The following is a 23,352-nucleotide window of genomic DNA, read 5'->3' on the forward strand; positions in this document are numbered from 1 at the left end:
GGTAACTTATGCTGTATAAACAAGTCATGCAGGAGCTAAAAAACCGAATTGATTCCGATGAATTCGCGATTGGTGACACGCTTCCAACTGAAAAGGCATTGGTTGATCAATACTCTGTCAGTCGCATTACCATCCGAAAAGCAATTCAAGAGTTAGTACAGCTTGGTTTAGTGGAAAAGCGTCAAGGGGCCGGAACGACCATAATTGGAAAAACCATGGTCGGCTCTATGCTGGAATTGAAAAGTACAAGTGAATACTTTACGGATGCCAGCAGCAGTCTTGAGTACAAAATTGTTGAGTTTGCTTTTATTGATGCCGACGAAGATCTGGCAAAGATCTTACACATTGAAAGTGGTGAAAAGGTCTACTTTATCCGTCGTTTCAAGCTAATTAACGGCGTGCCTTCTGTTTACGAAGACTCATACATGCCAATGGCGATGTATCCCAAAATGAAGGTGATGTCGCTAGAAGGCTCTAAATACGCCTACCTAGAAAACGAACTCGGTTTTGAAATTGATGGCGCATTTCAAGACTTTGAGGCCATAATGCCCACTCAACACATGTGTGAGATATTAGGCGTAAATGAGAACAAGCCCCTATTGTGTATCTCATCCGTTGGTATTCTTAAAGATGGACGTGTATTTGAATATACACGCATTGTTTCCAAGCCAGAAACGATGTCTTACAAACATTACCTCAAACGCGGTAAATAACCGACCAGCCTCTTCAGTGAAATGCAACGATCCCAACATTTTCGTTAAAAACGGCTCTAATATTGGGGTTACCCTCCCTATTTCAGACAACATCAAAGACTAAAGACGCCATACAAGAGAGGCGTCTTTGGTCAAGATGAAGTAGAAGAATGAAACCAATTAAAACAAAGCATAGATTGCTGTTACATCCCGTAGCGAAATGCCTTTCCCAGAGCGACCATATCACGATGAACTGGAGCCAATGCCCGCGCATAACTAGCGAGTAACGTCATTGTATACTGATTACGCTGATGCATAGCTTGGTCGGTACATTGGTGGTCAGTCGTGATCAATTCCTCTACATTGCGAAAGATTAAATGATCCGGTAAAAAGCACGCGTGGTTGTTCTTGTTTCCCGTCATGCGCAGCTCACTGATCGGATACACGCCATTTACACTAGCTGACACGCTGACTAAAAGTACTGGCTTGTGTGCCAATTCTTCATCGGTAGACAACTGCAAAAAGTTCTTGAGCGCTGGCGTCGCCATTCCATGCCACTCTGGGGTAATAAGAATCACGGCATCCGAGTGTTTAAGTGTCTCGGAAATGGGTATCCATTGCTGCCACTCTTCAGTTTGTTGCCAAACACCTTCGTTCCAAAATGGAAGGTTAAGTTGATGCAAATCCAAAATGTCCGCGGTATCGAAATGCTCTAAAGAAAGTGACTTTAAATAGCCTGCAACTTGCAGACTTTGCGAGTTTGCACGTTGGCTACCAGATACGATGGTAATCTTCATATTAATTCCTTTTTAAAGCTTGGAGAAAGTAAGTCATTAGATTTATTAGATGACGCAGCCACGCGAGGAGCCGCCAGAACGATAGCAATTAGGACAAACATCGCCCCTAAAAGCTGAAGCCAAGTAAGGGTTTGATCGAGCACGAGATAGCCCAATACACATGCAGATACGCTGCTGAGAAAACCGAGAAAAGAAACCGTAATCGGTGGCAGCTTCTCGATTCCTCGAAACCATAATGCGTAGCCTAAAATCGCGCCAATCACACTCAGATACAGATACCCAATGTAGTTTGGCAAGCTTAAGGATTCAGGTAGCCCTTCAACCCATAAAGCCACTGGCAGCAACATGAATCCACCAAAAAGCAGTTGCCAGCCCGTAAAGCCCAATAAGGTCATGCCTTGGGGTCTTTGCCACTTTTTCGTTAATACAACACCTGTCGCCATACTTAATGTGCCGACAGAAGCCACCGCCACCCCCGTCAAATTGATCTTTACAGCACTGTTGATGACTAATAAGACAATGCCCAATATTCCGACCGCACTCGCCAACATTTGACGCGATGATAGCTCTGATTCAAGCCACTTCCAGCTAAGTAGGATCACAACCATAGGCTGGATAGACATCACTATCGCCGCCATCCCCCCTGGTAAATAAGTAGCTGCGAAGAATAGACAGTAGAAAAACAAACCGATATTTAAAAAACCAAGTACCGCAAGACGCAGCAGCCATTTGCTATCAGGTAACGTCTTGCTAATTAAGACTAAAAACAGACCTGCCGGCAAAGCTCGAATCGTCGATGCAAGCAATGGGCTTTCCGGTGGCAATAACTCCGTTGTCACAATATAAGTACTTCCCCACACGATCGGTGCTATTGCAGTCAAACCGATTGTCTTAATCTGATGTAATCCTTGCATACTGACGCCTCCAACATTCTTTATAAAAAGTATCTTTTGTAAAAGATACTTTTTATAAAGTAATAGATGTTTACTTTACGATCAAGTATCTTTTTGAAAAGATATTTACACAGGAGATAAAAATGTCATTGGATAGTGTCGATTCCATTCTGGCTCAATGGAAAAGCGTCAGACCAGATCTGGACTGCTCTTCTATGGGGGTTATTGGACGTTTGCGCCGAACCAGTAATGCTTGGAAAACTAAAATGGATAAGGTGTTCAAAGAACATGGCTTAAGCAGCATCGAGTTCGACATCTTAGCAACGATGCGTCGCAGCGATCCTTCTGGTATCACACCCACAGAGTTATATAAGACACTCATGCTTTCTTCAGGTGCTGTCAGTACACGATTGGAGCAGTTGGTAAAAGAAGGGTTGGTAGAGCGTATTTCTAGCGAACAAGACCGACGAAGCTGCAAAGTCACCTTGACCTCAAAAGGTGTTGAGCTGGTTGATACTGCATTAAACGCGCATGTTGAAAACATGGATAACATGCTGAATGCATTAACAAAAAAAGAACAAGATCAGCTAGCCGGCTTACTACGTAAAGTATTGATTTGTGAAGAAAACGAAAAATGATCGCGAAGTAAAAAACGCTTCGATTGAGAATTAACAAATCATTTTATAGTGACAATTTGGGCTGAATAAAGTCTATAAATGCCGAGATTCGCTTAGAAACAGAAGACGACTTGTAATAAACAGCATTAACTTGCTCTCGTCCAATATCAGGAAATCGTTCAGACTCTAAAAGTGACACGAGTCGTCCTTCTTCAATATCTTTTTTCACCATAAAACCCGATAAACACGCGATACCATTACCCGCTAAGACCAGTTGCCGAACCGTTTCACCATTGCTTGAGGTAAAAGTTGGTTTTAACAGGTCAAACCCTTTTAGTGGCCAGTTGTTTAGCGTCTTTGGGATGGAAAAGCCAATAGTATCGTGTTGGGCTAAGTCAGCAGTGAGCTTTGGGATCCCGCGACGAGAAATATAGTCTGGAGAAGCAACAATATAGAGCGAACTCTTTCCCAACGGACGGGCATGTAATGTCGAATCAGTTAGTTTGCCGATACGAATAGCAAGATCAGTTCTTTTCTCGATCAGATCAACAAAACCTTCGTTTGATGTGAGCTCCAGATGGATATCGGGATAGGATTCCTTAAATGCCTGTGCAAGCGGGACCAGCTGGTGAAACACGAATGGGCTAGCTGCATCGACGCGTAAATTACCACTAGGCAATTCTCCACGTGATATGATCTCTTCCTCAGCCTTTTGGAGTTGAGCCAATCCGCCTCGAACTAAATCCACAAACTGCCGACCTTCATCGGTGAGTTCTACACGACGAGTGGTACGATTTAATATCGATACTCCGAGTTGCCTTTCTACCTTGCTTACTGCACGAGATACTCTGGCTAATTGAATATCTAAAACTTCTGCCGCTGCCGAAAAGCCACCACTATCAACAACCGCTAATAAAATTTCCAAGTCATCAGAACGTGTCAGCATCACCTTCCCCACACTAGTAAAACACCAAGTAAATTATTGCATATATAACAAATATAATTTGCCTTAAACAATGTTTTTAACAACAAACCATTTACGCATAATCCTGCTCTCTAAACAACAAGATATGACTCAACGAGTAGGGAGATAAATATGCCTTTAGCACTTCTTGCATTGACGCTCAGCGCCTTTGCTATTGGAACGACCGAATTTGTCATTGTTGGGCTTATCCCAACGATGGCCTCAGACTTACAAGTGTCACTGCCCTCTGCAGGACTCTTAGTGAGTTTATATGCCCTTGGTGTTGCCGTTGGCGCACCAGTGTTAACCGCTTTAACAGGTAAGTGGAATAGAAAACATGTTTTGCTCGCCGTCATGTCATTATTTGTCGCAGGCAATGTAATGGCATGGCAAGCGCCGGGTTATAACACTCTGATTTTAGCTCGCATCCTTACAGGGCTCGCTCATGGCGTATTCTTCTCAATCGGTTCTACGATTGCTACAGGACTGGTTTCAAAAGAAAAAGCAGCGAGTGCTATCGCGATCATGTTTACAGGCTTAACAGTCGCGCTGGTAACAGGGGTGCCGCTAGGTACTTACATCGGACAATCTTTTGGTTGGCAGGCGACCTTCTTGATCGTCGCTGTACTAGGTTTGGTTGCTTTAATTGGAAGCGCTCTTTTAGTACCAAGTAACCTCAAACAACCACCTGTAACTAAGCTAACTTCACAACTAAAAGTATTGACTCAGCCTCGCTTGCTACTGGTCTATGCAATTACTGCTTTAGGCTATGGTGGCACATTTACCGCCTTTACGTTTTTAGCCCCGATTCTTGAACAAGTATCCGGCTTTGGTTCTAGTGCGATTGGCTTGATTATGCTGGTGTACGGTGTTTCTGTCGCGGTGGGTAACATCTGGGGTGGAAAAATGGCGGATAAAATGGGGCCAATTAAAGCACTCAAAGTCATTTTTTTCGGGCTTGCAACTGTTCTAATCGTGTTTAATTTCAGTGCGGTCAACCCTATTGCGGCCGTTGCCACAATTTTAGTTTGGGGAGCATTTGCGTTCGGTAATGTCCCTGGATTGCAGGTCTATGTGGTGCAGCTGGCAGAAAAATACACACCTGACGCTGTCGATGTCGCTTCAGGTCTGAACATTGCGGCGTTTAACGTCGGTATCGCACTAGGCTCTTGGGGTGGCGGTTTGATCGTTTCGAACGCTGGCCTAATGCACACGCCATGGATAGGTGCAGTTATCGTGGCCATCGCTTTGGCTCTCACTTGCCTGAGCGGGAGAATCGACAATCAGGAAAAAGAGAAGCCTGATTTCGCGAGTTTAACGTCGAATGTGTAGTGACAACGCAGATACTCTGAAATAGTTTTACGTTACACGAGCAACTGAGCCACACCGACTTTTAGGATTTATTTTCTTAGAGTACTTAGCCTCATGGTCATACCATGAGGCTAAAAATGCATGCGATAAAAATAACGACATCACATCGCCAGTCATTTTTTATTTGCACGTAAGTCGAGAGGATCAACCACTCCCGCCACAATCGCCATACCGACTAATTCGGGTAAGTTGTTGGCTTCAAGACGTTTCATAATTCGAGAACGGTATAAATCGACCGTTTTGATGCTAATTTCCAGCTGTTCGGCTATCTCTCGGCTTGTATAACCTTGAATTAAAGGCAAAAAAACATCCTGCTCACGAGGGGTGAGCGAATTAAGTTTTTCCTCTATCAATTGCTGAGCATTACTTCTGATCACACTCGGCTCGCTTTGAAGTGAGTCCTGAACGCTGTCTAGTAATAACTGATCGTTGTAAGGTTTTTCGATGAAATCGACCGCACCGGATTTAAATGCACGCACAACAATGGGTACATCAGCGTGACCACTAACAAAAATGACGGGCAGTTTAATGCCTCGACGACGCATTTCTTCCTGTATGTGAAGCCCCCCCATCCCGGGCATGCGGATATCCAGTAAAACGCACGCATTGGCCTCGGGATCACATGATGACAAGAAATCTTGTCCGGAAGAAAACGGCACCGCTTTTAGCCCTACCGATTCAAACAACCAAACCGTTGAATCGAGCATTCCCTGATCATCATCAACCACATATACAATCTGTTCACTCTGCATGTCATACTCCTAACAAGCGTTGCTGCGGGGACCACTGTTCTCCCCTGATCTATCTTTATTGCTACGCAGTGGCAATGAGCAACAAAACGTTAATCCTCTGCGATCAGAAGGCTCAACATCAAGACTGCCGCCAAAACCTTCCACGATTGTTCGACTCATCGATAACCCAAGCCCAAGTCCATCCGGTTTGCTGGTATAAAACGGTGTAAAAAGCTTGTCACTTTCGTCCGGCTTTAGCCCTGGTCCCTGATCCTTAACACGAATAAGCAACCATTGCGCATTAGTGCTCACGTTAATATCTACCATTGAGTCTTGATTAGGATGCACACTCCAGTTGGCATCAATGGCATTTCGCAGCAGATTAATCAGTACCTGCTCCAACAAAACAGCATCGCCATATACAAGCGGTCGTTTCTCATGTTCTGCATTGCAATAATTGATGGTGACTTTATATCGACTAGCTTCACTCGCACAAAGCCCCACTGCTTCCCACACCACCATATCGATGTCTAACGGTTGAATATTTCGCGGGCTCTTGCGCAAAAAATTTCGTAGACGATTAATGACGGCTGATGCATGGCTAGCCTGACCACAAATCAATTGCAGCCCTTCTGCAACGCGCGCCGCATTTTGAGGAGTTTGAGGAAGGGTTTCTAAATAACGCTGGCTGGCGCTCGCATAGTTGATCACGGCAGCCAGAGGCTGATTCAGCTCATGAGCAATACCGGATGCCAATTCACCCATCGTAACCAAGCGAGCAGTATGCGCTAACTCATCCTGATGACGCCTTTGTTCTGCCTCTCGTAACTCTCGCTCAGTCATGTCCCGTGCAACCAGCGAGGCGTAATACTGCCCTCCTGCACCTTTGTGAGCGAGTAATACTAACGATGCGACAAAACCTGTTTTGTGCTTCAGCGGAGTTAATTTCACTTCGCTGGTCCACGCTCCTTGTCGGACGGCCTCCTTCCAACCTTCCTCTCGAAGCCTGTCAAAATCCTGAGGGCTCAGGAAATCAGCCAGATTCGGCAGTTCACCTTCTTCGCATATCCCCAATGCGGTGCGAGCAGAAGGGTTCATCTTGGTTAATTGCCAGTGCGAATCCGTAAACAGTACCAAGTCCGTGTTGGCTCTGACGACTTCCGCCAGTCGTCTATTTTCCTCTTCTGCCCTTACTCTCGCCGTGATATCCCTCGATATGCCGACAATTTCCACCACATCGCCAGTATACGTTTCCCGAATGCCACGAAACGCAGTTTCAAACCACAAATAGTGTCCATCACGATGGCGAATACGATAAGTTAAAGTCAGGTAGCCATCTCGCTCCAAGGGTTCAACCATTTGCAAAATGAGCAAATCTCGGTCGCTAGGGTGGACCATCTCTCTAACTTGCATGCCACGTAACTCTTCAGGCCAATATCCCAGTAAAGTCCAAGAGGCAGCTGAAGCATCCAAAAAACCACCATCGGGTCGATGACGAGAGATCAAGTCAGTCGTATTTTCCGTGATCAGGCGATAAAGCCTTGAGGCGGTTTCTGCTTCTCTTTTATTCAGGATTTCTTGTGTTGCATCTCGACAGCGAACGATGACAGACCCTATTGAAGGCTCAGGGAAAAACTGCCACAGAAAGTAGCGTTCATCTAATTTAGATTCCACTTCTGCTATGACTCTTTCCTGCTTCAGACAAGAGGCAATTAATTGAACGTAGTTAACTGGCAACAGATCTTGTAGAGACAAATTATCTCGACAAGACAGGAGGTTCTGCATGGAAATATTGATCGCCTTGGGCCTGGCTTGCTTATCAAAACGTACCGTGGGTAATGGATCACTCTGCAGTAAGCCTTCAGATGGTTGCGCCGAGATATTTGCCAGCAGTGTTTTTAGTAAGGTTCCCATGGCGGCCACAGATGCGACATGACTAGGCTGCTCGGTTGAGACAACCAGTATCCCTTCCCCTTCAGACGCTTCCCCTTCAGATGTTTGCCCCTTTGGCATCAGAGAAATCACCCCGCCATGAGCTAACCCCGCACGACGTAAACGTCCTGCCAGCCAAGAGTCTCCAGGGCGAATATTCTGCAAGGGAACACAAATCTGGCTTTGCAGTTGTTCGCGTATTCCATCATCACTGGCATTCAGCGGATTACCGTGTCCAGACGGAAGTGCAGGACCATCTTCATCATTGGTATAAACCTGCTCAGACGGTTGCCAAGGGAGCCAAAAGACCTGTTGAACACCCGGCCAAGTCGAGACATAACGACGCAAAGCGGAAGCCTGCTCCGGGGCTGAACCCTGACGCAATAAACTTAGCCATAAATTGAGGTATAGCTGTGCACGTTCGCTTTCCATGCCGTCTTCCAAAGATGTGGTTATCAAAACATTCTTCCCTTACGCCTTCCACTCTGACACCCAGCATAGAGAAATATAGGATAAATACTATAAGACTATAGGCTATTACTATAACTCATACGGGTATGCTATAAACTAGCACATGTTAATAAAACATTAAATTTAAAGAACACGCTTGTTAACAAAAAGTATCTGATAACGGAATCACCAATAGCTAAAAAAAGGATCTTAAATGTCAATCTATGATAACGATCTTACGCCTTGCGCAGTGAATCACATTGCTCTCACTCCACTGAGTTTTTTGGAGCGCACTGCAACCGTCTACCCTGAGTACCCTGCTGTCATTCATGGCAGTATTCGTCGCAACTGGTCAGAAACCTATCAACGCTGTCGTCAGCTCGCCTCGGCTTTATCCGGCCGTGGTATTGGTAAAGGTGATACCGTATCAGTGATGCTGCCGAATATACCAGCAATGCTAGAAGCGCATTTCGGTGTCCCTATGATCGGGGCGGTTCTCAACACTCTGAACGTCAGACTTGATGCGGAAACCATCGCTTTCATGCTGAAACATAGCGAAGCCAAAGTACTCGTCTGTGACCGCGAATTTCATGCTGTGATTACAGAAGCACTGACTTTAATTGATAATCCGCCACTGATTATTGACGTCAACGATCCAGAATACGGCGGAGAAGAAGCGACCAGCGATCTCGATTATGAAGCCTTTCTGGCTGAAGGCGATCCTAACTATGAATGGCAATGGTCAGAAGACGAATGGCAAGCGATTTCTCTCAACTACACATCAGGCACGACCGGCAACCCGAAAGGCGTGGTTTACCATCATCGTGGGGCTTACCTGAATTCACTCGGCAACCAAATGACCTGGTCAATGGGCCATCACCCTGTCTACCTCTGGACCCTGCCAATGTTCCACTGCAACGGCTGGTGTTACCCATGGACCATTACGGCTTTGGCTGGGGTACATGTGTTCCTTCGCCGAGTTGACCCGCAAAAAGTCCTCACTCTGATCCGTGAGCATAAAGTTAGCCACTTATGTGGGGCGCCAATTGTTCTAAACGCTCTGGTTAACATGCCCGAAGAAGCCAAAGCAGCAATCGATCACCCGGTTAACGCGATGGTTGCTGGCGCAGCGCCACCAGCAAAAGTGATTGGCGATGTGGAAAAAATGGGCATCAACATTACCCATGTCTATGGATTAACCGAAGTCTACGGGCCAGTCACTGTCTGCGCGTGGCACGAAAGCTGGGATGAGTTCAGCCTTGAAGAACGTGCGACGCTAAAATCACGTCAGGGTGTCCGTTATCCAACGCTTGAAGGAGTGATGGTGGCCGATACGCAAACGCTCAAACCAGTCGCCAAAGACGGTAAAACGATCGGTGAGGTTTTCATGCGAGGTAACACCGTAATGAAAGGCTACCTGAAAAATCCAAGCGCTACGGCAGAAGCCTTTGAGGGTGGTTGGTTCCACACCGGCGACTTAGGTGTATGCCACCCTAACGGCTACATAGAGATCAAAGACCGCCTTAAAGACATTATCATCTCAGGTGGAGAAAACATTTCTACCATTGAGCTGGAAGACGTTCTCTACAAACATCCCGATATTCTTGAAGTTTCCGTCGTCGCCAAACCAGATGAGCGCTGGGGCGAGTCGCCATGCGCATTTATCACTCTTAAGCAAAACAGATTCACGAGTGAAAATGAAATTCTCGACTACTGCCGTGAGCACTTAGCTGGCTTTAAAATTCCAAAGACCATTGTCTTCACCAACTTACCCAAAACGTCCACAGGGAAAGTGCAAAAGTACATTCTTCGCGACTGGGCAAAAGAAATCTAAGTAAATAATAAATCTAAATAAATAAGTAAAAGATCGGGAGGCATTGCTTCCCCATCTTTTACTGCAACACAGCAAAGTAATACTCCCCCGATAACGTCAACAAGGAAGACGCCATGCAAGTTTATAAACGACAGCAGGGAACCGAACAACCATACTGGCCACTGGGGCCTTTTAAAATTCGACTGCCTTTCATTCACTACCGCTGGGAATTTGCGGAAATGCTGCAAGCGTTAATTATGTTTGTAGTGAGCTTAGCGATGATCCCCCTTTTAGAGAAATATCTCGGACTACCTTATGACATCGCTCTGGCCTACGTAGTGGTATGCGGAATTGGCTTTATGATTCCAGCAATGTTAGGTGTACCGTTTGTGCCAGGTTGGATCACTCCGGGTATTCCGGTGGTTTTACTCTTTCTTGGCGACTTCAAGCCAGGACCAGAAGCGATACAAGCGCTGTTCGCTCTTCAACTACTGGTATTTATCATCTTCTTAGTCCTGGGCGTGACTCGTTTGGGCTCCGCGATGGTTAAACTGGTGCCGAACTCGCTCAAGGCAGGGATCATCATCGGCGCCGGGATCGCAGCCATAATGGGCGAAATCTCCAGCGGCGGACGCCTGGCTGCCACTCCAATCTCTCTGAGCATTGGTAGTTTGGTCTGCTTGTATTTGATGTTCTCAGTTTCTTTCAAAGGATTGATTGATAGAGTGCCACTGGCGAAAAAAATCGTTAATTACGGCATGGTACCGGGCATGCTTATCGCCATTTCGGTGGGCATTTTGGTCGGTGAATACCCAATGCCTGATATCCAATGGGGAATTACTCAACCAGACTTTGTCGGAATGTGGCAGTACTTACCATTCAATATTGGTTTCCCGGATTTAGATGTATTCCTGATGGCCATTCCAACCGCAGTCATTGCTTACATTATTGCCTTCGGGGACATCATTGTGGGTCAATCATTGATGCAACGAGCGGATGAACTGCGTACCGATGAAGTCATTGAAAACAATATCGACCGTGTTCATTTAGTCACCGCGATTCGTAACGCCTTACACGCTTTCTTCGCACCATACCCAGGCCTAGCCGGACCATTATGGACCGCAGTTGCTGCAACAATGGCAGAGCGTTACAAGCATGGGCGCGAAGCAATGGACTCTATCTACAGCGGCGCGGGTACGTTTTGGATCACCGGTTTTATTGCTCTGTTCGCGCTTCCACTGGTTAGTTTCTTCCAACCTGTGCTGCCGATAGCGCTGTCGTTAACTCTGCTATTAACGGGTTACATCTGCCTGATGGTAGGACTAGAGCAGCTAAACAATAACACTGAGCGTGGTATTGCCGGGATGATGGGCGTGGTTCTTGCTGTCTATGGCGCAAGCTGGGGGCTAGTAACTGGGGTTGTCCTTTATGTTCTGATTGAGCGTACTCACATACTGCGTTTTCAGGTCAATAAGAAAGACAGCGAAACCGTTAGCGACAGCTGATAACTGATAGCTGATAGCTGATAGCTGATAGCTGATAGCTGAATTAACTCAATAAACGCAACAGGCTGTTTTCACCTGTTGCGTTATAACATCTGCGTTTCTAACATCACCTTCACAGTCATGTTTAACGTCCCCTTCCAACCCAGTTCAACTTACCACTGACACATTCTCTCCAACCCAGGTCAGCAATTGCTTGGCCGCTTTGGATAACACCTGATTCTGGCGAACGATGTAGCCAAAGTCTGTGTTGGGGAAGCTTGGCAATGGTATCACCTCTCTGGTTAACTTCAGCCTTGGGTCAATTGAAAAGTCCGGAACAATCGCGGTGCCAAAACCGGCTTCCGCCCAATCGATTTGCGCTTCCACACTGCCTACTTCCATCACTCGATGCTTTGGCAGCTCCAGTTCCGGCAAAGAAGCATCGATCAGTTCTCGCGTACGAGTATCGTGCCCAAGCAGAATAAGCGTCTGGCTTTCCTTTTTGTTTTCCTGCCACTCAAAGATATTGTCGCCAAAAGCACACCAGTGAATCTGGGTCAGAGGGGTAAAGTGAAGCGGTTGACTCTCTTTCTGAGCGATAACAAAACCGATGTCTGCTCGGGCACGTTTCACTAAGTCCACCGCTTGAGATGACGTGGTGTTGAATAGCGCTAAATCGATGCCCGGATACTCGTTTTTGAATTTTTGAAATGGTTTGATAAGTAACAAGCGCGAGACAATATCGCTGGCAGCAATCGAAAGCGTTCCCTGCGTGAGATCATTAATTGCATTAAGATCCGACTGACAGATCTGCAGCTCGTTCAGCATGTGTTGCGCAGTATTCAACAAGCGCTTTCCAGCCTGAGTCAGTTGCACAGGATTTCGTTCAATCAATTTCGTCCGTGTTGCTTGCTCAAGCTGCTTAATGTGCAAGCTGACATTCGGCTGAGTCATATGCAGCTCTGTAGCCGTTTTGCCGAAATGTTTCACTTCAGCCAACGTGACAAATGTCCTCAGCCAATTCAAATCCAACATTGCCCACTCCGATATGAATTTCTTATCAAGCCTATGAGTATAATTAATTTCTCTTATTAAAGCGAGCGACATAAGATTTTTCGGTCTGTTATTGGAGTACAAATTATGTCGTCTATCGTTGTTGTGGGTGCAAACTGGGGTGATGAAGGCAAAGGCCGCATCGTTGACTTTTTGGCAGAGCAAGCTTCTGCGAGTATTCGTTTCCAAGGTGGTAACAACGCGGGTCACACCGTGGTTAACGACCTGGGCACGTTTAAGCTACACCAGCTTCCAAGTGGCGTATTCAACCCAGACTGTTTGGCAGTTTTAGGTCCGGGTATGGTTATCAGCCCTGCGTTGCTGTCTCAGGAGATTGCGGAAGTTGAAGAAGCGGGCGTTAAAGTGAACATGCGCATTTCTGATCGCGCAACACTGTGTCTACCTCTACATGCACTTGAAGATACGCTAGAAGAACAGCGTTTAGGCGACAAAGCATATGGTTCTACTCGTCAAGGTATTGCACCTGCGTACGGTGACCGTGTGATGAAAAAAGGCATTCTTGTTGGTTGGTTAAAGCAACCTGAAGTGCTAGTTGAACGTCTTCAATTTATGATGGATTGGAAACTACCTCAACTACGTGCGCTTTACCCTACATTTGAGTTTGAACAGACGGCAGAAGAGTTAGCGAACTGGTTACTAGAAGTATCTGCACCTTGGCGTGATGCTATCTGTAACGTAACGCTTCCTCTTAAAGAGTTGCAAGCAGAAGACAAGACCCTGCTATTCGAAGCGCAACTTGGTGCTGGCCGTGACCTGGTTTACGGTGAATACCCATGGACAACATCTTCAAATGTTGTCTCTATGTATGCAGGTATCGGTAGTGGCCTACCAGCTCTTCGTCCAGAGCGCGTAATTGCTGTAGCGAAAGCATTCAGTTCATCAGTAGGTACAGGCACGCTGATCACTGCAATGGAAGAGCAAGATGCATTCCGTGAACTTGCAGGTGAGTTCGGCGCAACAACAGGCCGTCCACGCGACATGGGTTACTTTGACGCCGTAGCAACCAAAAACGGGGTTGAGCTACAAGCAGCGACAGAAATCGCGCTAACCAAAGTAGACTGTCTGACGGGTCTTAACGATCTTAAAATCTGTGTTGGCTACGAAGGCGATCACAGCGAAAACCCAATCTGGCCTCAAACAGCAGCACTAGCACCAATCTACGAGAAAATGGAAAGCTGGAGCGAAGACATCACAGGATGCCGTCAGTTTGAAGAGCTACCAGTAGCGGCACAGAAATACGTACTGCGTATTGAAGAACTCATGGGCGTACCGGTAAAAATGGTGTCTGTGGGTCCTGGTCGTGAGCAAATGATTATGCGTTAAGGTGTGAGGGATACCAACCAACGTTGGTAATCCACATCTTTTGGCAGCGGCTTCCATCTGTTCCGGGGTGAAGCCGCTTTTTTTATTTTTGAAACCTGACTGAACGCCGTTTCGGTCTAGAACGGTTTCCCGTTAAAACAATCTACGCTTCATTCCCGCCTTTTCCAAAATTCGAGTCGAAATTTCCTCAACAGAAAGCGACGAAGTATTGATGTAGGGAATCGCTTCTCTTCGGAACAGAGCTTCAACCGTATTCAACTCCAATTTACATTGTTCTTCACTGGCGTAATCACTGCCCGATAAACGATTCTCGCGAATTTCATTCAATCGTTCAGGGGTAATGGTCAATCCAAACAACTTATGACGATGTATCTCAAACTCAGGCAACAAGCGCAGCATCTTTACGTCTTCCGCAATAAACGGGTAGTTCACCACGCGCAGACCAAACTGCATTGCCATATATAAGCTGGTTGGGGTTTTGCCACTGCGCGATACACCCAGAAGAATGATATCTGCCTGCTCCAAGCCTTTTAGCGTAATGCCATCATCATGGGCGAGCGTATATTCGATTGCAGCAATGCGGTCAAAGTAAGTATCGGAGTCTTTACCCACACTTCGGGAGCGCTGCAACTTTGGCGTAGGTGCCATCTGAATGTCGTCCTGAACTTTTTGCACAATGCTTTCAAGCACATCGTAGCTGAAAGCAGGAGCCGCAAGCAGCATTTCCCGCACTTCTGGCACAACTATAGAGAAAAACACCAGAGGCTTAACACCATTTCGGCGGTAGGAAGCTTCTATTTCTTTGACGACATCCAATCCTTTGTCTGGAGTTTCCACAAAAGGAAAGGTTTTTTCATTAGGAATGAATGAAAATTGACCTAGAACAACATGGGCTAATGTCTCACATGTTATCGCCGTACCGTCAGAAACATAGAATACATCACGACTTTGGGTATTTGTTTGCATTTTTGTTTAATATTTCAAAATCTTTTGAGTAGGATGGTCAACATAATATTAATAAATCAGTTTGGCTTTCAGTTAGGTTCCCCACAGCTTTGAAAATTCGTTGAGTTTTTTTAGCTAGAACGTAATCGATTGCCTTTGATATCAACCTGAACAAGTGAATGGTCGAAAATTGTTCAGAAAAAGTCGCTCATAGTGAATTATAAATTTCAGTAGCTTATTACTCTGGTTACACAATTTATAAAAACACCCTCTGTGATTTTAACTGACAATAACGAGTAAGCATTTGTTTAGATTGACTTAAGTCCCCCTACAAAAGCTGCAATGTTTCTGGAGAAAGACATGCAAAAGAACACCCTCTGGTTCAATGGCCTATCCATGAATGATGTCGACAAAGTCGGCGGTAAGAACGCTTCGCTTGGTGAAATGGTTTCTAACCTAGCTAACGTTGGCGTTTCTGTTCCAAATGGTTTTGCGACAACCTCATATGCGTTCAATAAATTCCTTGACCATGAAGGTTTGGATGATCGTATTCACCAACTACTCGATGAACTGGATGTTGAGGATGTAGACGCTCTGCGTAAGACAGGCGCGACCATCCGTCAATGGGTTTTAGACGCCCCTTTCCCAGCAGATCTTGAACAAGATATCCGTGAAAACTATCAAGAACTGGTTGAAGGTAACCCTGAACTTTCAGTTGCAGTTCGCTCTTCTGCAACAGCGGAAGACTTACCTGATGCATCTTTTGCTGGTCAGCAAGAGACCTTCCTAAACGTCAAAGGTATTGACGCTGTAATGGAAGCGACGAAGCACGTTTACGCTTCTCTATTTAACGACCGCGCTATCTCTTACCGTGTACACCAGGGTTTTGACCACCGTGGTATCTCACTGTCAGCAGGTATCCAGCGCATGGTGCGTTCTGACAAAGCTTCTTCAGGCGTAATGTTTACTCTGGACACAGAATCAGGCTTCGACCAAGTGGTATTTATCACTTCGTCTTGGGGTCTGGGTGAAATGGTGGTTCAGGGCGCAGTAAACCCGGATGAGTTTTACGTTCACAAGCCAATGTTGGAAGCGGGTGCTCACCCAATCGTGAAGAAAACATTCGGTTCTAAACAGATCAAAATGATCTACTCAAACAGCCAAGAAATCGGCAAACAAGTAGACATCATTGATACGTCGGATGAAGAGCGCAACACTTTCTCTCTAAACGACGAAGAAATTAAAGAGCTTGCAAAACAAGCGATGATCATCGAGAAGCACTACCAGCGTCCAATGGACATTGAGTGGGCGAAAGACGGCATCGACGGTAAGCTTTACATCGTTCAGGCTCGTCCAGAGACCGTATGTTCTCAAAGCGAAAAGAACGTTATCGAGCGTTACGAGCTAAACAACAAAGCAGACGTTTTAGTTGAAGGTCGTGCAATCGGTCAACGTATCGGTAAAGGTGCGGTACGTTTAGTCGATTCACTAGACCAAATGTCACTGGTTCAAGACGGCGACGTACTGGTAACTGACATGACTGACCCAGATTGGGAACCAGTAATGAAGAAAGCTTCTGCTATCGTAACCAACCGTGGCGGCCGTACTTGTCACGCAGCGATCATCGCTCGTGAGCTTGGTATCCCAGCTATCGTTGGTTGTGGTGATGCAACCAGCAAACTGTCTGACGGTATCGAAGTGACGGTATCTTGTGCAGAAGGCGAAACAGGTTACGTTTACCAAGGCGATCTTGATTTTGAAGTGAAGCGTTCGTCTGTCGATGAGCTACCTCTTCTACCGACTAAAGTCATGATGAACGTGGGTAACCCGGATCGTGCATTCGACTTCGCTCAAATTCCAAACGAAGGTGTTGGTCTTGCGCGTCTTGAATTCATCATCAACAAGATGATCGGTATTCACCCGAAAGCGCTACTGAACTTTGATGCTCAAAGCGATGAGCTAAAAGCAGAAATCACGCAGCGTATCCGTGGTTACAAAGATCCTATCGACTTCTACGTAAGTAAGCTGACAGAAGGCATCGCGACTATCGCTTCTGCATTCTGGCCAAAACGCGTTATCGTTCGTATGTCTGACTTTAAGTCTAACGAATACAGCAACCTGGTTGGTGGTAAATCTTACGAGCCGCATGAAGAAAACCCAATGCTGGGCTTCCGTGGTGCATCTCGTTACATTTCACCAGTGTTTGAAGACTGTTTCGAGCTAGAAACTCAAGCAATCAAACGCGTTCGCAACGAAATGGGCTTGAAGAACATCGAGATCATGATCCCGTTCGTTCGTACTCCAAGCGAAGCAGCGTCGGTTATCGACCTGTTGGCTAAGTTCGACCTACGCCGTGGTGACCAGGGTCTGAAAGTTATCATGATGTGTGAACTGCCTTCAAACGCAGTACTGGCAGATGAGTTCTTGAAGTACTTCGACGGCTTCTCTATCGGTTCAAACGACATGACTCAGCTAACACTTGGTCTGGACCGTGACTCTGGCGACGTGGCTCACTTGTTTGATGAGCGTAACGCTGCGGTTAAAGTCATGCTGAAAATGGCAATCGACGCAGCAACGAAAGCTGGTAAATACGTAGGTATTTGTGGCCAAGGCCCTTCTGACCATGAAGATTTAGCGGAATGGTTGATGGAGCAAGGCATCAGCTCTGTATCACTTAACCCAGATACGGTTATCGATACTTGGTTGCAGCTAGGTAAAGTTAGCAAGTAATTCGCGTTAGAATTCTCTAATCTAAAGCCCTCAAACTTCGGTTTGGGGGCTTTTTGCATTCTGTAGCAAGACCTTATGTCAATATTGCGTGAGTTCGTGACAATATTCGCAGCCTAGCGTCATGCGTAATTTTCCCTCTGCAGATTTTCACCTAGAATGAAAGAAACCCATTTCGCAAGAGATTGAAGTCGATGAAAAAACCGATCGTTATCTTAACAACGCTAATGTTACTTGCCTCTCCGGCCCATGCAGACTGGGATAAAATTTCCGAAAAGATGTCTGAGCTGGGTGATGCGGTTGCGGAAGGTGCACAAGAGGCATGGGACAGTACGAAAACGTATTCCAAACAAGCTTGGCAAGATTTTATGAACTGGTCAGAAGAAGCGATGAACACGGCTGGTGAATGGACAGATGCGAGCATTGAAAAAAGCAAAGAGTGGATTGATATCGCGGATAAAAAGATTGATGAGCTGATGGAAGGCGATACGCCAGAAGAAGCACGACAAGCGGTCGATTTGATGGCTGACAGCACCATGTTCAAACTCTTCAATGAAAAACCGGAAGCGAAGGCACTCTACGACCAAGCATATGGCTACGCGGTATTTGACTCTCGCAAGTTATCTTTACTGTTCCACACCAACTCTGGCTCTGGCGTTGCGGTAAATAAAGAGACAGAAAAACGCACTTACATGAACATGTTCGGAATGGGCTTGGCACTCGGCGCTGGCGGCAAGTTTTATCAACAAGTGGTGCTGTTTGAAAACCAAAAAGATTTCGACACTTTCGTTAATGAAGGCTGGGAAGCGTCCAGCGAGGCAACGGCTCTTGCAGGCGATGAAGGAGAGGAACTCAGCACACACTTTAACAGTGGTGTCGCGGTGTACCAGTTGAACTCAAAAGGTCTGTTAGTCGATGTCAATGTGTCTGGTTCTAAGTACTGGGTCAACGAGGAGCTAACCAACTCTCAGTAAGTGAAAGACTCAAGAACAAATAGAAGCCAAGGGGAGAACCGCCGAAGCAAAAGGTGACGCTCCCCTTTCTCGTTGAGTCGGTTTTGGTTATGCTTACATGAAACCACTTCAATTCAACTTCGCATGTCTGACACTCACTTTAATACGCTCCTTGCAGAGGCCATCTCTGCCTTAAATACGCCTAATTTCACGCCGAAATTGATGCGGGTGATCAGCGCTTTATTCGATTTTGATTGCGCGGTGATACTGGGATATCGTGAAAACAAACACCCTATTTATCTTTATGATTCGATTCAAAATGAGCGTGATTTGCTCTTTCAACGCTATCTCACCAATTCGTTTCAAAATGATCCCTTTTTCCAGAAGTTAAACGACAGCAAACAACAAGGAATTTTTACGCTAAAAGATGTGGTTCGTAAGGGAGTGGATTACCAAGCCTATTGCGACCAATTTTATCGTCAGACTGGCTGGAAAGATGAACTCAGTATGCTGATCCAAGTAGAAGCTCATTCCTGGGTAATATTCTATTTCGGCTACCTGAAAGAAGGCAAACACTTCTCAAAACAGCAAATAAACCGATTACAACCTTACTTTTCGATACTTCAATCGCTGTGCCAGCAACACTGGAAACAAACTGAGTTTTCAATGTCTGAGCCCGTTTTTAATCCCGAGACATATTCTGGCAATCTGAGAGAAGTTATCGAACACGCTTTGACAACATTTGGCACCGATACGTTAACCCGACGAGAGCAGGAAGTCGCTCAGCTGCTCGTACAGGGGTTTGATACTAAAGAAATTGCAACTCGACTGGAACTGGTGCAAGGCACGGTCAAAAATCATCGCAAACGGATATACTCACAGTTGAAAGTCTCTTCACTTGGCGAGCTATTTCAGCTGTTTTTAAATCATCTGATTACCCGCGTGAGATAACAAACTGTCCCCTTAGGGATATGTCGATCAGCACTGTCGCGCTTTAGTCTGAATGAAACAATAACTCAGGCAGATAAGACAATGACATTGATTGAAGATTTACAAGCGAGAGGACTCATCGCGCAAGCCAGTGATTTAGAGCTGATTCAAACGCTTTTATCAGAGCCACAAACCGTCTACTGCGGTTTCGATCCAACCGCTGGAAGCCTGCATATCGGACACCTCGTGCCTTTAATTATGCTTAAGCGCTTTCAGGATGCAGGTCATCAAGCCATCGCTCTGATTGGCGGAGCAACAGGTATGATTGGCGACCCAAGTTTTAAAGCTACCGAGCGCAACCTTAACTCGCAAGAAACGGTGACTGGCTGGGTGAATGATCTGTCCAAACAAATCCAGCAACTGATGAACCCTCAACTGGCGACGCCAATGCAGCTGGTTAACAATGCCGACTGGATGCAGAAAATCAATGTGATCGATTTTTTCCGCGATGTCGGTAAGCACTTTTCGATCAACACTATGATCAACCGAGAGTCGGTGAAACAACGCTTGCAGCGACCTGATCAAGGGATCTCCTTTACCGAATTTAGCTACGCGCTTTTACAGTCCTACGATTTTGCCGAACTCAACCGACAACATGGTTGCAGCTTACAGATCGGCGGAAATGACCAATGGGGTAACATTGTCAGTGGGATAGACTTAACACGCCGTCAAAATAGTGAGCAAGTGTTTGGCTTAACATTGCCGCTTATCACCAAATCCGATGGCACCAAATTTGGTAAAACGGAAGGCGGTGCAATTTGGCTAGATCCAACCAAAACCTCACCTTACGCGTTTTACCAGTTTTGGCTGGCAGCAGAAGACGCCGATGTATACCACTTCTTGCGGTACTACACGTTCTTGAGTTGTGAAGAGATTGCCGCAATCGAAACACAAGATATTTCAAGCAAAGGAAAGCCACAGGCGCAGCGTATTCTTGCTGAAGAAATGACACGCTTCGTTCACGGTGAAGCGGGCTTAGCGAGTGCCGAGCGCATCACTCAGGCTCTGTTCAGTGGTGATGTTCAACAATTGAGTTTGAGTGAATTAAAGCAGCTAGAACTGGACGGTCTGCCTTGCATTACCAGTACTCAACAAGACTTAGTAACGCTGCTTATTGAATCTGGATTAGCAAGTTCAAAACGCATTGCCAGAGAACTGATAGATAACAATGCCATTAGTGTTAATGGCGAGAAAGTCTCCAGCGAAAAGCCGAGTCTGAGCTTCCCACTTTTCGACCAATACTGGCTACTTCAGCGCGGCAAGAAGCATTTCTGTTTGGTGACGCGAGCAGTTTAGCCGATAAAAAAAGACCCCTCATCACATCAATGATGAGGGGGGTTCAGAGTATTGAACTAAGTTATTTCAAGATAGCGCTATCGCGCCTGTTATCGTTATTGAGTTCTTAAGTTCTGCCAATATTTCTCATAAATCGCTAAAGTTTCAGCGCCAACATCGTTAATGAACTCGCCTTTTTCCAAGTCGTCTTCCGCTGGGAAAATGGTCGCATTATTTTTCAGTTCATCCGGCAACAGATTACGTCCAGCATTCGTTGCAGAGGCGTAGCCTAAGCTATTAACGATTTCTGCTTGGTTTTGCGGCTGGTACATAAAATTAATGAATTTATGAGCCAACACTTTATTTTCGCTACCTGATGGAATGGTGAAATTATCCATCCACAACACCGCGCCTTCTGCTGGCATCACGAACTTCAGCTCTGGCATTTCTACCTGCCCCTGGTAAGCGTTACCATTCCATTGCATACCAACCGAGGTTTCTCCCGACACATACGGAACCTGTGGCGCATCTGAGTTATAAAGCAGAACATTGTTTTTCAACGCCACCAGCGACTCGTAAGCTTGTTTGATTTCCGCTTCATTTTTGCTGTTCACGCTGTGGCCATTCATTTTTAAAGCCATACCGAACACGTCGCGAATGTCATCAATCAGCATAACTTGTTGCTCATAATGCACATCCCATAAGTCTGCCCATTTTGTCACAGGTTGCTCTACCATCGATTCGTTGTAACTGATCCCAGTGACGCCCCAAATATACGGCAGCGAGTAATCATTGTTAGGATCGTGCGCTTGTCCTAGCAAACCTTGCATTGTGTCTTGCATGTTTGGCACCTGCTCATGGTCGATCTTGGCTAACAGCCCTTCTCTTCCCATTTTTTCAATGAAGTACGCAGAAGCAAACACAACGTCATAACCTGTGCCTTTGAGTAATTTCAGCTTGGTATACATTGACTCATTATTCTCAAAGGTCGAATAGTTAACCGTCACACCTTCTTGTTTTTCAAATGCTTTTAGTGACGCTTCTGGCAAATAGCCGCCCCACGCATAAACGTTCAGTGTTTTCGTTTCTGCATGAGCAAACATACTGAGAACAAGTGCGCTCAGCCCCAATCCTTTGATAATAAGTTTCATGGTATGCAATCCAACCAGTCCAGCGACGCGCTGGGATTCGGGTGCATAATTAGTTAATAATTAACCAATTAAAAGAAAAATAAATTAATCTTTAAAAGCAAAAATATTTATTGATTATCCTCACTTTGGAAACGCCCAAACGACGGGCATCTTGAAGTCGTTTGGATATAAATGTTTAAATTGACGTTTAAAAAACTGGAGTACTCTGATGAGAGTTGATGATTTAAAACTGTTCACGAAAGTGGTTGAACTCGGTAGCTTTACAGCTGCTGCACATGCTCTCGATCTTCCACGCGCCAATGTCAGTCGACGCATTGGCGAACTTGAACGCCATCTTGGTACTCAACTGTTTCACCGCACCACGCGAAGCTTGTCACTCACTAACAAAGGAGATGTGTATTATCAGGATCTGCAAAAAGCACTGACATTACTCGACTCCGCCAATGAACAAGCCACTAGTGAAAGCGTAGAAGTACGAGGTAAGGTGAAACTAGGTCTGTTGCCAGAAACCTACGAGTTGATTCAACCCATATTGTTTGATTTTCAGGATCAATATCCGCAAGTCGAGTTGGATGTGCGCAACATTACTAATGGCTTTATCGATATGTTCCAACAGGGGCTGGACATTGCTGTTCATGGTGGCGCATTGTTTGATTCTGATATCGTCGCGCGTAAAATTTTGACGTTAGATCGCTGTGTGGTTGCGTCGCCGAAATACCTCGAGAAACATGGCACGCCAACAACTCTGGAAGAGCTAAGTGAACACCAATCGATTTGTTTTCGTTGGCCAAGCGGCGCTGTAGATAATAATTGGCACTTCCAAGAACAGAATATTATGGTTAGTCCCAAGCTTATCTCCAACAATATTGGCTTCATTAAAAGCTCTACACTTCTTGATCGAGGCATCAGCTACATCGCCAAGGTATTGGTCGAAAAAGAGCTCGAATCAGGGGATTTAGTACAAGTATTGTCTCACTACTCTGTCACTAAAGAGACCGGCTGGCTTCTTTACCCTCAACCTAAGACATTGAATCAGGCGAGCCGATTACTTATCGAGCATTTGTGCAATAAAATACCAAAACATCTGTAGCACGTTTTTATTGTCACGATTTTCGTGACATTGATTCATGCTCACGCGTGATTATCTCACCACCTTTCACCGATAAGATG

19 protein-coding genes are annotated in these 23,352 nt (G+C 45.7%); 11 read left to right on the forward strand and 8 right to left on the reverse strand.

What is annotated here, in order from left to right:
- Positions 1-8: 8 nt before the first annotated feature.
- Positions 9-713 (forward strand): GntR family transcriptional regulator, encoded by a 705-nt coding sequence (locus tag DBX26_RS19825; protein WP_065297853.1) that lies wholly within the window; start codon positions 9-11, stop codon positions 711-713.
- Between the two features lie 182 nt (positions 714-895).
- On the opposite strand, the gene DBX26_RS19830 is transcribed toward DBX26_RS19825, so the two are convergent.
- Complete coding sequence (locus DBX26_RS19830; protein WP_118120681.1) at positions 896-1,489, reverse strand: NADPH-dependent FMN reductase; 594 nt, start codon at positions 1,487-1,489, stop codon at positions 896-898.
- The gene (locus tag DBX26_RS19835; protein WP_118120682.1) at positions 1,486-2,403 is read right to left on the reverse strand and encodes a DMT family transporter; all 918 of its coding nucleotides are present in this window, start codon (positions 2,401-2,403) and stop codon (positions 1,486-1,488) included. Before DBX26_RS19835 ends, DBX26_RS19830 begins: the two co-directional genes overlap by 4 nt.
- Positions 2,404-2,525: 122 nt before the next feature.
- Here DBX26_RS19835 and DBX26_RS19840 point away from each other — a divergent pair, with 122 nt between their 5' ends.
- The gene (locus tag DBX26_RS19840) at positions 2,526-3,020 is read left to right on the forward strand and encodes a MarR family winged helix-turn-helix transcriptional regulator (protein WP_118120683.1); all 495 of its coding nucleotides are present in this window, start codon (positions 2,526-2,528) and stop codon (positions 3,018-3,020) included.
- Positions 3,021-3,063: 43 nt separating this feature from the next.
- On the opposite strand, the gene DBX26_RS19845 is transcribed toward DBX26_RS19840, so the two are convergent.
- Positions 3,064-3,945 carry a LysR family transcriptional regulator gene (locus DBX26_RS19845; protein WP_118120684.1) on the reverse strand — a complete coding sequence of 294 codons (882 nt, stop codon included), beginning with the start codon at positions 3,943-3,945 and terminating at the stop codon, positions 3,064-3,066.
- 150 nt (positions 3,946-4,095) lie between these two features.
- On the opposite strand from DBX26_RS19845, the gene DBX26_RS19850 reads away from it, so the two are divergent.
- Entirely contained in the window at positions 4,096-5,295 is a 1,200-nt protein-coding gene (locus DBX26_RS19850; RefSeq protein WP_118120685.1) for an MFS transporter, read from the forward strand.
- A 152-nt stretch (positions 5,296-5,447) separates the two neighbouring features.
- Here the strand turns inward: DBX26_RS19850 and DBX26_RS19855 are convergent, their stop codons facing one another.
- On the reverse strand, positions 5,448-6,086 hold the full coding sequence (locus DBX26_RS19855) for a response regulator transcription factor (RefSeq protein ID WP_118120686.1): 639 nt from the start codon (positions 6,084-6,086) through the stop codon (positions 5,448-5,450).
- Positions 6,087-6,095: 9 nt separating this feature from the next.
- Positions 6,096-8,456: an ATP-binding protein gene (locus DBX26_RS19860; protein ID WP_254063624.1), complete on the reverse strand. Its 2,361-nt coding sequence runs from the start codon at positions 8,454-8,456 to the stop codon at positions 6,096-6,098.
- Between the two features lie 205 nt (positions 8,457-8,661).
- On the opposite strand from DBX26_RS19860, the gene DBX26_RS19865 reads away from it, so the two are divergent.
- Positions 8,662-10,281 carry an acyl-CoA synthetase gene (locus tag DBX26_RS19865; protein ID WP_118120688.1) on the forward strand — a complete coding sequence of 540 codons (1,620 nt, stop codon included), beginning with the start codon at positions 8,662-8,664 and terminating at the stop codon, positions 10,279-10,281.
- A 113-nt stretch (positions 10,282-10,394) separates the two neighbouring features.
- On the forward strand, positions 10,395-11,765 hold the full coding sequence (locus DBX26_RS19870; RefSeq protein ID WP_014233658.1) for a hypothetical protein: 1,371 nt from the start codon (positions 10,395-10,397) through the stop codon (positions 11,763-11,765).
- A 147-nt stretch (positions 11,766-11,912) separates the two neighbouring features.
- Here DBX26_RS19870 and DBX26_RS19875 read toward each other — a convergent pair whose 3' ends face one another.
- A complete protein-coding gene (locus DBX26_RS19875; RefSeq protein WP_014233657.1) occupies positions 11,913-12,779 on the reverse strand; it encodes a LysR family transcriptional regulator in 867 nt (288 codons plus the stop codon).
- Positions 12,780-12,884: 105 nt separating this feature from the next.
- Between DBX26_RS19875 and DBX26_RS19880 the strand changes: the two genes are divergently transcribed.
- Positions 12,885-14,141, forward strand: coding sequence for an adenylosuccinate synthase (locus DBX26_RS19880; protein ID WP_029825740.1), 1,257 nt, complete (start codon positions 12,885-12,887; stop codon positions 14,139-14,141).
- A 132-nt stretch (positions 14,142-14,273) separates the two neighbouring features.
- Here DBX26_RS19880 and DBX26_RS19885 read toward each other — a convergent pair whose 3' ends face one another.
- Positions 14,274-15,107, reverse strand: a complete 834-nt coding sequence (locus tag DBX26_RS19885; protein ID WP_014233655.1) for a pyruvate, water dikinase regulatory protein — start codon at positions 15,105-15,107, stop codon at positions 14,274-14,276.
- A 339-nt stretch (positions 15,108-15,446) separates the two neighbouring features.
- On the opposite strand from DBX26_RS19885, the gene ppsA reads away from it, so the two are divergent.
- The 4 genes from ppsA to tyrS all read left to right on the forward strand — a co-directional run bounded on the left by ppsA (position 15,447) and on the right by tyrS (position 21,052).
- Positions 15,447-17,816, forward strand: coding sequence for a phosphoenolpyruvate synthase (ppsA, locus tag DBX26_RS19890; RefSeq protein WP_020334436.1), 2,370 nt, complete (start codon positions 15,447-15,449; stop codon positions 17,814-17,816).
- A 191-nt stretch (positions 17,817-18,007) separates the two neighbouring features.
- Complete coding sequence (locus DBX26_RS19895; RefSeq protein WP_014233653.1) at positions 18,008-18,787, forward strand: YSC84-related protein; 780 nt, start codon at positions 18,008-18,010, stop codon at positions 18,785-18,787.
- A gap of 123 nt (positions 18,788-18,910) precedes the next feature.
- Entirely contained in the window at positions 18,911-19,717 is an 807-nt protein-coding gene (locus DBX26_RS19900) for a helix-turn-helix transcriptional regulator (RefSeq protein ID WP_118120690.1), read from the forward strand.
- Positions 19,718-19,798: 81 nt separating this feature from the next.
- Complete coding sequence (tyrS, locus tag DBX26_RS19905) at positions 19,799-21,052, forward strand: tyrosine--tRNA ligase (protein WP_118120691.1); 1,254 nt, start codon at positions 19,799-19,801, stop codon at positions 21,050-21,052.
- 95 nt (positions 21,053-21,147) lie between these two features.
- On the opposite strand, the gene DBX26_RS19910 is transcribed toward tyrS, so the two are convergent.
- A complete protein-coding gene (locus tag DBX26_RS19910; protein WP_118120692.1) occupies positions 21,148-22,182 on the reverse strand; it encodes a PotD/PotF family extracellular solute-binding protein in 1,035 nt (344 codons plus the stop codon).
- Positions 22,183-22,390: 208 nt separating this feature from the next.
- Between DBX26_RS19910 and DBX26_RS19915 the strand changes: the two genes are divergently transcribed.
- Complete coding sequence (locus DBX26_RS19915; protein WP_014233649.1) at positions 22,391-23,272, forward strand: LysR family transcriptional regulator; 882 nt, start codon at positions 22,391-22,393, stop codon at positions 23,270-23,272.
- Positions 23,273-23,352: the final 80 nt, after the last annotated feature.

The organism is Vibrio sp. dhg (assembly GCF_003443775.1).
Lineage (GTDB): Bacteria > Pseudomonadota > Gammaproteobacteria > Enterobacterales > Vibrionaceae > Vibrio > Vibrio natriegens.